General features: G+C 70.0%; 7 protein-coding genes. 3 read left to right on the top strand and 4 right to left on the bottom strand.

The genetic code is table 11. From position 1 onward, the window contains the following. Positions 1-71 precede the first annotated feature (71 nt). On the bottom strand, positions 72-407 hold the full coding sequence (locus ABD056_RS14415) for a hypothetical protein (RefSeq protein WP_343867683.1): 336 nt from the start codon (positions 405-407) through the stop codon (positions 72-74). 266 nt (positions 408-673) lie between these two features. On the opposite strand from ABD056_RS14415, the gene ABD056_RS14410 reads away from it, so the two are divergent. The 3 genes from ABD056_RS14410 (at position 674) to ileS (ending at position 4,954) form a co-directional block, all read left to right on the top strand. Continuing rightward, a complete protein-coding gene (locus ABD056_RS14410) occupies positions 674-913 on the top strand; it encodes a DUF2256 domain-containing protein (protein WP_343867682.1) in 240 nt (79 codons plus the stop codon). A gap of 89 nt (positions 914-1,002) precedes the next feature. Continuing rightward, a complete protein-coding gene (locus ABD056_RS14405; protein WP_343867681.1) occupies positions 1,003-1,677 on the top strand; it encodes a DUF1826 domain-containing protein in 675 nt (224 codons plus the stop codon). 133 nt (positions 1,678-1,810) lie between these two features. Beyond that, positions 1,811-4,954, top strand: a complete 3,144-nt coding sequence (ileS, locus tag ABD056_RS14400) for an isoleucine--tRNA ligase (protein WP_343867679.1) — start codon at positions 1,811-1,813, stop codon at positions 4,952-4,954. An 89-nt stretch (positions 4,955-5,043) separates the two neighbouring features. Here ileS and ABD056_RS14395 read toward each other — a convergent pair whose 3' ends face one another. The 3 genes from ABD056_RS14395 to ABD056_RS14385 all read right to left on the bottom strand — a co-directional run bounded on the left by ABD056_RS14395 (position 5,044) and on the right by ABD056_RS14385 (position 6,383). Further along, positions 5,044-5,295 carry a hypothetical protein gene (locus tag ABD056_RS14395; protein WP_343867677.1) on the bottom strand — a complete coding sequence of 84 codons (252 nt, stop codon included), beginning with the start codon at positions 5,293-5,295 and terminating at the stop codon, positions 5,044-5,046. A 74-nt stretch (positions 5,296-5,369) separates the two neighbouring features. Further along, on the bottom strand, positions 5,370-5,624 hold the full coding sequence (locus ABD056_RS14390) for a hypothetical protein (protein ID WP_343867676.1): 255 nt from the start codon (positions 5,622-5,624) through the stop codon (positions 5,370-5,372). 69 nt (positions 5,625-5,693) lie between these two features. Then, a complete protein-coding gene (locus ABD056_RS14385; protein WP_343867674.1) occupies positions 5,694-6,383 on the bottom strand; it encodes a phosphorylase family protein in 690 nt (229 codons plus the stop codon). Positions 6,384-6,659 lie beyond the last annotated feature (276 nt).

Below are 6,659 nucleotides of genomic sequence, written 5' to 3'. Positions count from 1 at the left end.
GATCGACCTCAACCAGTCCGCCGCCCGCGCCGGGGGGGGGGGGGGGGGGGCGGACGGAGGTGACGTCAGGGTCAGTCCCAACGGATCTCGTCGGCGTAGACGTACAGGTTGTTCACCTGGCAGTAGTCGACGTCATAGTCGAAGTAGCTGCCGTCGGCGAAGGTGACCTGGCTGCGGACCACGCACTCGCCCTCGGCGGTGCCGAAGTCCATTTCGAATTCGTCGCCCGGCTTCACCTGCTGCTTCAGCCAGTTGCCGCTCCAGGCTCCCCCTTCCTGGGTGCGGAATCCGGTGATGACCTCGTTGGTCTGGTTGAGGAGGCCGAAGGTCCAGCTGCCGGCGGCGGCCGGCAGCGCCGAGCCCACGACGACAGCCGCCGCCAGGGCGGCGGCAATGAAGGTCCGCATAGAGTTATTCCCCCAATGACAGGTTCACGCGCCCCACCGGCGCGCCACGAACGGGTGTGTTCGTGTCCCGACTATACACGTAGAAGTGAGGCGGCTTGAAGGCGGTGATTGGGGCATTTGTGCGGCCTCCGGGCCGGGGGGTGATCCGCCCCGGCGGCGCCGTCGTATCCTCCACTGACACGGTTCCGGCCGCCGTCTTTCCGGGTGATCGGCGGCGCGGGGCTTTTCCCCGGGTGACCGCGCCGCCGGCCGGAAGGCGCCGGACCGTGTCAGCCCCCTCCTGGCTCTCCAGCCCGTCCGGTCCGTGCCATGCCATGGCCCATCGCAAGCCCCACCTGCCGACGAAGCTCTGCCGCGGCTGCGGCCGTCCCTTCGCCTGGCGGCGCAAGTGGGCGCGGGTGTGGGCGGAGGTGGTCTGGTGCTCCGACCGCTGCCGCCGCAGTCGCGGGCGGCCGCAGGAGGCGGGGGATGGCGATGAGGGGGAGGCCAAGGCCGGGGCGCGGTGAGGGGCTGGTTGGCCGAGCGGCGTCTTGCGGGTGAGGTATGTTATGATATAACAAAACATACACTGCCGCCGTCCTGTTGGTCCTTGCCCATGCCTGCTTCCCTTCTGCTGGTGCCGCCGGTCGAGGTGCCGCCGCCCGCCACCGTCATTTCCGACGCCGCCGTCGGCCTGCCGCCGGGGCGGGTGGTGGAGGCGCACAGTCTGGCGGCGCTGGACCGCATCCGGGATCCCGACATCGCCCTCTGCCTGATCGAGCGGCCGCTGTCCGCCGCCTTCGACCGCTGGCTGGACGGGCTGCCGGCCGAGGCGCTGCCGACGGTGCGGCTGACGGTGGCGCCGGTGCGGGTGATGCAGGCGCTGGCGCCGGTGTTCGACCGCAGCGGCCTGCCGCCGGGCGCCTTCCGCCGCCAGCTGCTGGCCGACATCGCCCTGCTGGTGCGCCGCTTTGCCGATGTGGCCGGGGTGGCGGAGGTCGACCTGCGGCTGGAGGCCATCGACACCGACGCCTGCTGGAAGTGGCATGTGGACTGGGTGCCGCTGCGCCTTGTCGCCACCTATCGCGGCCCCGGCACCCTGATCGCCGACCCCCGCCGCCCCGACCGGGCAACGCCGCTGCGCCGCCATCAGGTGGCGCTGTTCAAGGGCGAGACGTGGCGGCCGGCAACGGTGGCGCCGGTGGTCCACCGCTCGCCGCCGGTGGCCGGCAGCGGCGTGACCCGGCTGTTCCTGTGCCTGAACCTGCCGGAGGGGGAGGGCGGCGGCTGAGGTCAACCCCGCGCTCGACAGGCGCGGGGTGGCTTTCGTATTATCCGCTCCCCATCTCACCGTGTCGCTTCGCGGACGCGGGCGCCGTGGTTTTGCGCGGACGCCGGGCCGCCCTCAGGATGCCGGAACACCGATGACCAAACAGTACCCCGAAATCCAGTCCAGCCCGAGCTTCCCCAAGCTTGAGGAACAGACCCTCGAATTCTGGAAGCGGGAAAAGATTTTCGAGCGGTCGGTGTCGAGCCGAGACGGCGGCAGCGAGTTCGTGTTCTACGACGGCCCGCCGTTCGCCAACGGCCTGCCGCACTATGGCCATCTGGTCACCGGCTACGTGAAGGACACCGTGCCGCGCTACCAGACCATGCGCGGCCACAAGGTCGACCGCCGCTTCGGCTGGGACTGCCACGGCCTGCCCGCCGAGCTGACGACGGAGAAGGAGATCGGGGTTTCCGGCCGTCAGGCGATCCTGGATTACGGCATCGAGAAGTTCAACGCCGCCTGCCAGACCTCCGTCCTGCAGTTCACCAGCGACTGGGAATACTACGTCACCCGCCAGGGCCGCTGGGTCGACTTCGAGAACGACTACAAGACCATGAACATCGACTTCATGGAGTCGGTGCTGTGGGCGTTCAAGACCCTGTGGGAGAAGGGCCTGGTCTACGAAGGCCACCGCGTCGTGCCCTACAGCTGGGCCGTGCAGTCGCCGCTGTCCAACTTCGAGACCCGCCTCGACAACTCCTACCGCGAGCGCGAGGACCCGGCGATCACCGTCGGCTTCACCCTGGTGCCGCGCGAGGGCGACGCCGCGCCGCTGAAGCTGCTGGCCTGGACGACGACGCCCTGGACCCTGCCGTCCAACCTCGCCCTGGCGGTCGGCGCCGACATCGAATACGCCGTGCTGGAGAAGGACGGCGAGCACCTGATCATCGGCGCCCAGACGCTTGGCCGCTACAAGAAGGAACTGGGCGACCTGCCGCGCGTCGGCACGGTCACCGGCCGTGATCTGGCCGGCCGGTCCTACCAGCCGCTGTTCCCGTGGTTCGCCAAGACCGCCAACGCCTTCCGCGTCATCACCGCCGACTTCGTCGACGTCTCCGAGGGTTCGGGCACCGTCCACCTCGCGCCGGGCTTCGGCGAGGACGACTTGCTCGTCTGCGAGAAGGAAGGCATCCCGCTGGTGGTGCCGGTGGACAGCGAGGGCAAGTTCACCGCCGAGGTGCCGGACTACCACGGCATGCTGGTGTTCGACGCCAACAAGCCGATCATCCAGGAACTGAAGGCGCAAGGGCGCGTCGTCAAGCACGAGCAGTACCGCCACAACTACCCGCACTGCTGGCGCACCGACACGCCGCTGATCTACAAGGCCATCAACAGCTGGTACGTGAAGGTTTCGGCCTTCAAGGACAAGATGGTCGAGGTCAACAAGGGCATCAACTGGACGCCCTCGCACGTCCGCGACGGCCTGTTCGGCAACTGGCTGGAGAACGCGCGCGACTGGAACATCAGCCGCGCCCGCTTCTGGGGCACGCCGCTGCCCATCTGGAAGTCGGACGATCCGCGCTATCCGCGCGTCGACGTCTACGGCAGCCTGGACGAGATCGAGCGCGACTTCGGCGTGCGGCCCGACAACCTGCACCGCCCTTTCATCGACGAGCTGGTGCGGCCGAACCCCGACGACCCGACCGGCAAGTCGATGATGCGCCGCATCGAGGACGTGTTCGACTGCTGGTTCGAGTCGGGCTCCATGCCCTTCGCCCAGGTGCACTACCCGTTCGAGAACAAGGAGTGGTTCGAAGGCCACTTCCCCGGCGACTTCATCGTGGAATACGTCGCCCAGACGCGCGGCTGGTTCTACACTCTGGTGGTGCTGTCGACGGCGCTGTTCGGCAAGGCGCCGTTCCGCAGCTGCATGTGCCACGGCGTCGTGCTGGACGAAAACCGCCAGAAGCTGTCCAAGCGGCTGAAGAACTACCCGGACCCGGTGGACATGTTCAACACCTACGGGTCCGATGCGCTGCGCTTCTACATGATGGGCTCGCCGCTGCTGACCGGCGGCGATCTGGCGCTGGCCAAGGACGGCCGCGACATCGCCCAGACCCAGCGGCAGGTGGTGATCCCGCTGTGGAACGCCTATTACTTCTTCACGCTCTACGCCAATGCGGAAGGGGTGAAGGCGAAGATCGCCACGGGCTCGGACAACGTGCTCGACCGCTACATCCTCGGCAAGACGCGCCGCTTCGTGACCGACGTGCAGAAGGCGCTCGACGTCTACGACATCCCCGGCGCCTGCGCCGCGCTGCCGCCGTTCATCGACACGCTGAACAACTGGTACATCCGCCGCTCCCGCCCGCGCTTCTGGGCCGAAGGCGGCAAGGTGGACCAGGCGGCCTTCGACACCCTCTATACGGTGCTGGTGACGGTGTGCAAGGCGGCGGCGCCGCTGCTGCCCTTCCTGACCGAAGCCATCTACAAGGGCCTGACCGGCGAGGAGAGCGTGCATCTGGCCGACTGGCCGGAGGCCGAGGCCCTGCCGGCCGAGACGGATCTGCTCGACACCATGGATCTGGTGCGCGAGATCGCCTCGGCGACGCTGGCCTTGCGCGAAACCGCCAACAAGCGCGTTCGCCTGCCGCTGCCGGAACTGACGGTGGCGGTGCCGAAGGTGGAGCGTCTGCGGGCGTTCGAGGATGTCATTCGTGACGAGGTGAACGTCAAGGCGATCACCCTGTCGGACAACCCGCACGCCTACGGCACCCAGTCGCTGCACGTGAACCCCAAGATCGGCGCCCGCATCGGCAAGGCCATGCGCGACGTCATGGCGGCCGGCAAGGCGGGCGAGTGGACGCTCACCGACGCTGGCACGGTGGAGATCGCTGGTCAGGTGCTGGCGGGCGATGACTTCAGCTTGCGCGTGCTGACGGCGGAGGGCGTCCACTCGGCGACCGTCGCCCGCGGCCACGGCGTGGTGATCCTGGACGTGACGGTCACCGACGACCTGGAGCGCGAGGGTCAGGCCCGCGACCTCATCCGCCTCGTGCAGATGACCCGCAAGGACGCCGACCTGCACATCTCCGACCGCATCGTCCTGACGGTGGCGGCGCCCGAGGGCCTGCGCCCGGCGCTGGAGCAGTTCGGCGAGACGGTGAAGAAGGAGACGCTGGCCGTCGACCTGCGCCTGACCGACGACCTGTCGGCCGCCGGCCATGTGTCGGAGCACGACATGCAGGGCCAGACGGTGAAGATCGGCGTCACCCGCGCGGAGACGGCGGCGGCGTAAGCCGGTGCCTTCGGTGACGTGAGGAAGGAAAAGCCCGGTGCCGGTCGACGGCGCCGGGCTTTTTCGTGTTCGGGCGGTGGCTGCGCCGGTTACTGGCAGACGAAGCGGGCGATGACGCCGTCGTCGAGCTGGCGGGTTTCCACCAGATCGGCGCCCTGGCCCATCTGGCCGCAGTAGTAGGCGGCGTCTTCGCCGGCGCTGGCCAGTTCATCGGCGCCGCCGACCACCAGGGTCAGGCTGTCCGGCTGGCGGGAGGCCACCTCGGGGCCGCCGCAGGCCGTCAGCAGGGCCGCGGCGGCGGCGAGGGAAAGCAGCAGGGGAAGCGGGGGACGGCGGCTCATGATCGCTCCTGCACCAGGGTGTTCCGTGCTGCAGCAACGCTTCTTCTACAGCCGCCGTCGCGGGTTCTTTCGGCTTACCGGCATTCCCAGCGGGCGATGACGTCCTCGCCGAGCGGCTGGCTCGACACCAGCACCGCCTGCTGGCCGCGGCGGGCGCAGTGGCTGTCGGCGGTGGAGCGGCTGCCGGCCACGGCGCCTTCGTCGGCCACCCGCAGCAGGATGGCGTCGGGGCTCTTGCCCACCACCTTGGCCCCGGTGCAGGCGGCGAGCGGCACGGCGGCGGCGCTGGCGAGCAGCAGGCAGACGGCGGAACGCAGGAAGGGCGGCATGGGCGGCTCCGGGGCTGGGGCGTCGAGGAGCAGACTATAGCGCGGCGGCAGGCCGGCGCGCACTCACCCTCACGGCGGCGCGGCGCGCACCGCCCGGTGGGGCAGGCAGTCGGCCAGCACCGGCAGCGCCGCCGCCAGGGCGGCCCGGGCCTGGCGCACCTGCCGCACCGTGCGCATCAGCGCCGGCAGGTCGCGCGGCCGTCGCAGGGCGGCGGTGAGCGAAGGCTCCCCCTGGCGCAGCAGGGCGGCGAAGGCGGCGGGCGGCATGTCGGCGTCGGCCGGGTCGCAGATGGCGCGCAGCACCACGCAGGGCAGGGCGCGCCGGGCCGCCACCTCGGCCACGCCCAGGCTTTCGGCATCGGCGGCGACGGCGGTGGTGGCGGCGAACAGCTCCCCCTTCTCGGCCGCCGACAGCAGCGGCCGCTCCACCCCCAGCACCAGTCCGGTCAGGGCCTGCGGCAGGCTGCGCAGCAGGTTGGTGCGCCAGACATCGTCGGTGACCAGCGGCCGGCCGCCCTGTTCCGGCATGACGCCCGACGCCACCAGCACCGCCGCCGCCGGCAGCGCCGGCGACAGGCCGGCGGCCAGCCCGAAGCTGACCAGCGCCACCACGCCCTGCTCGTCCACCAGTTCCTCGGCCAGATCCTCCGCCCGCCCGGCGATGCCGCCGCAGGAGGCAACGCGCAGCCCGAGCGCCCGCGCCAGCGCCGCATCGGCCTGGGTGCCGGTGACCACTCCGATGCCGAGCCGTGCGGGCACGCCTGACCCTCCCTGCCGGTGACATGATGCAGGCGCCGCTGCCTGTCCTGGTCCCGTCCATGGTCACGCTGCGGCGCAGGAATGACAACAACCGACCGACGGGTTCGGTTCATGGCTGCCCTGCACGGCGCGACAGCTCGCCTTCACGGTCAAGGACTTGCCGCGCCGCCCCCGGCGGCTGCACCACTCGGCCAAACGATCGTTTGAATCGAAGGCGGCCGAAAGGGCGGTTTTCTGCAACTTCCTTGCCGCCGGGCGCCGATGATTTTTGTGGAT

It is taken from the genome of Caenispirillum bisanense, assembly GCF_039523075.1.
Classification (GTDB): domain Bacteria; phylum Pseudomonadota; class Alphaproteobacteria; order Rhodospirillales; family Rhodospirillaceae; genus Caenispirillum; species Caenispirillum bisanense.
The sequence above is the reverse complement of the archived record's forward strand: the minus strand, read 5'-3'. Positions and strand labels throughout refer to the sequence as shown.

Excerpts from the sequence above, each read along its gene's own strand:
- ABD056_RS14390 (WP_343867676.1), bottom strand. The coding sequence starts at position 5,624 with ATGCCGCCCTTCCTGCGTTCCGCCGTCTGCCTGCTGCTCGCCAGCGCC.
- ABD056_RS14395 (WP_343867677.1), bottom strand. The coding sequence starts at position 5,295 with ATGAGCCGCCGTCCCCCGCTTCCCCTGCTGCTTTCCCTCGCCGCCGCC.
- ABD056_RS14415 (WP_343867683.1), bottom strand. The coding sequence starts at position 407 with ATGCGGACCTTCATTGCCGCCGCCCTGGCGGCGGCTGTCGTCGTGGGC.
- ileS (WP_343867679.1), top strand. The coding sequence starts at position 1,811 with ATGACCAAACAGTACCCCGAAATCCAGTCCAGCCCGAGCTTCCCCAAG.
- ABD056_RS14405 (WP_343867681.1), top strand. The coding sequence starts at position 1,003 with ATGCCTGCTTCCCTTCTGCTGGTGCCGCCGGTCGAGGTGCCGCCGCCC.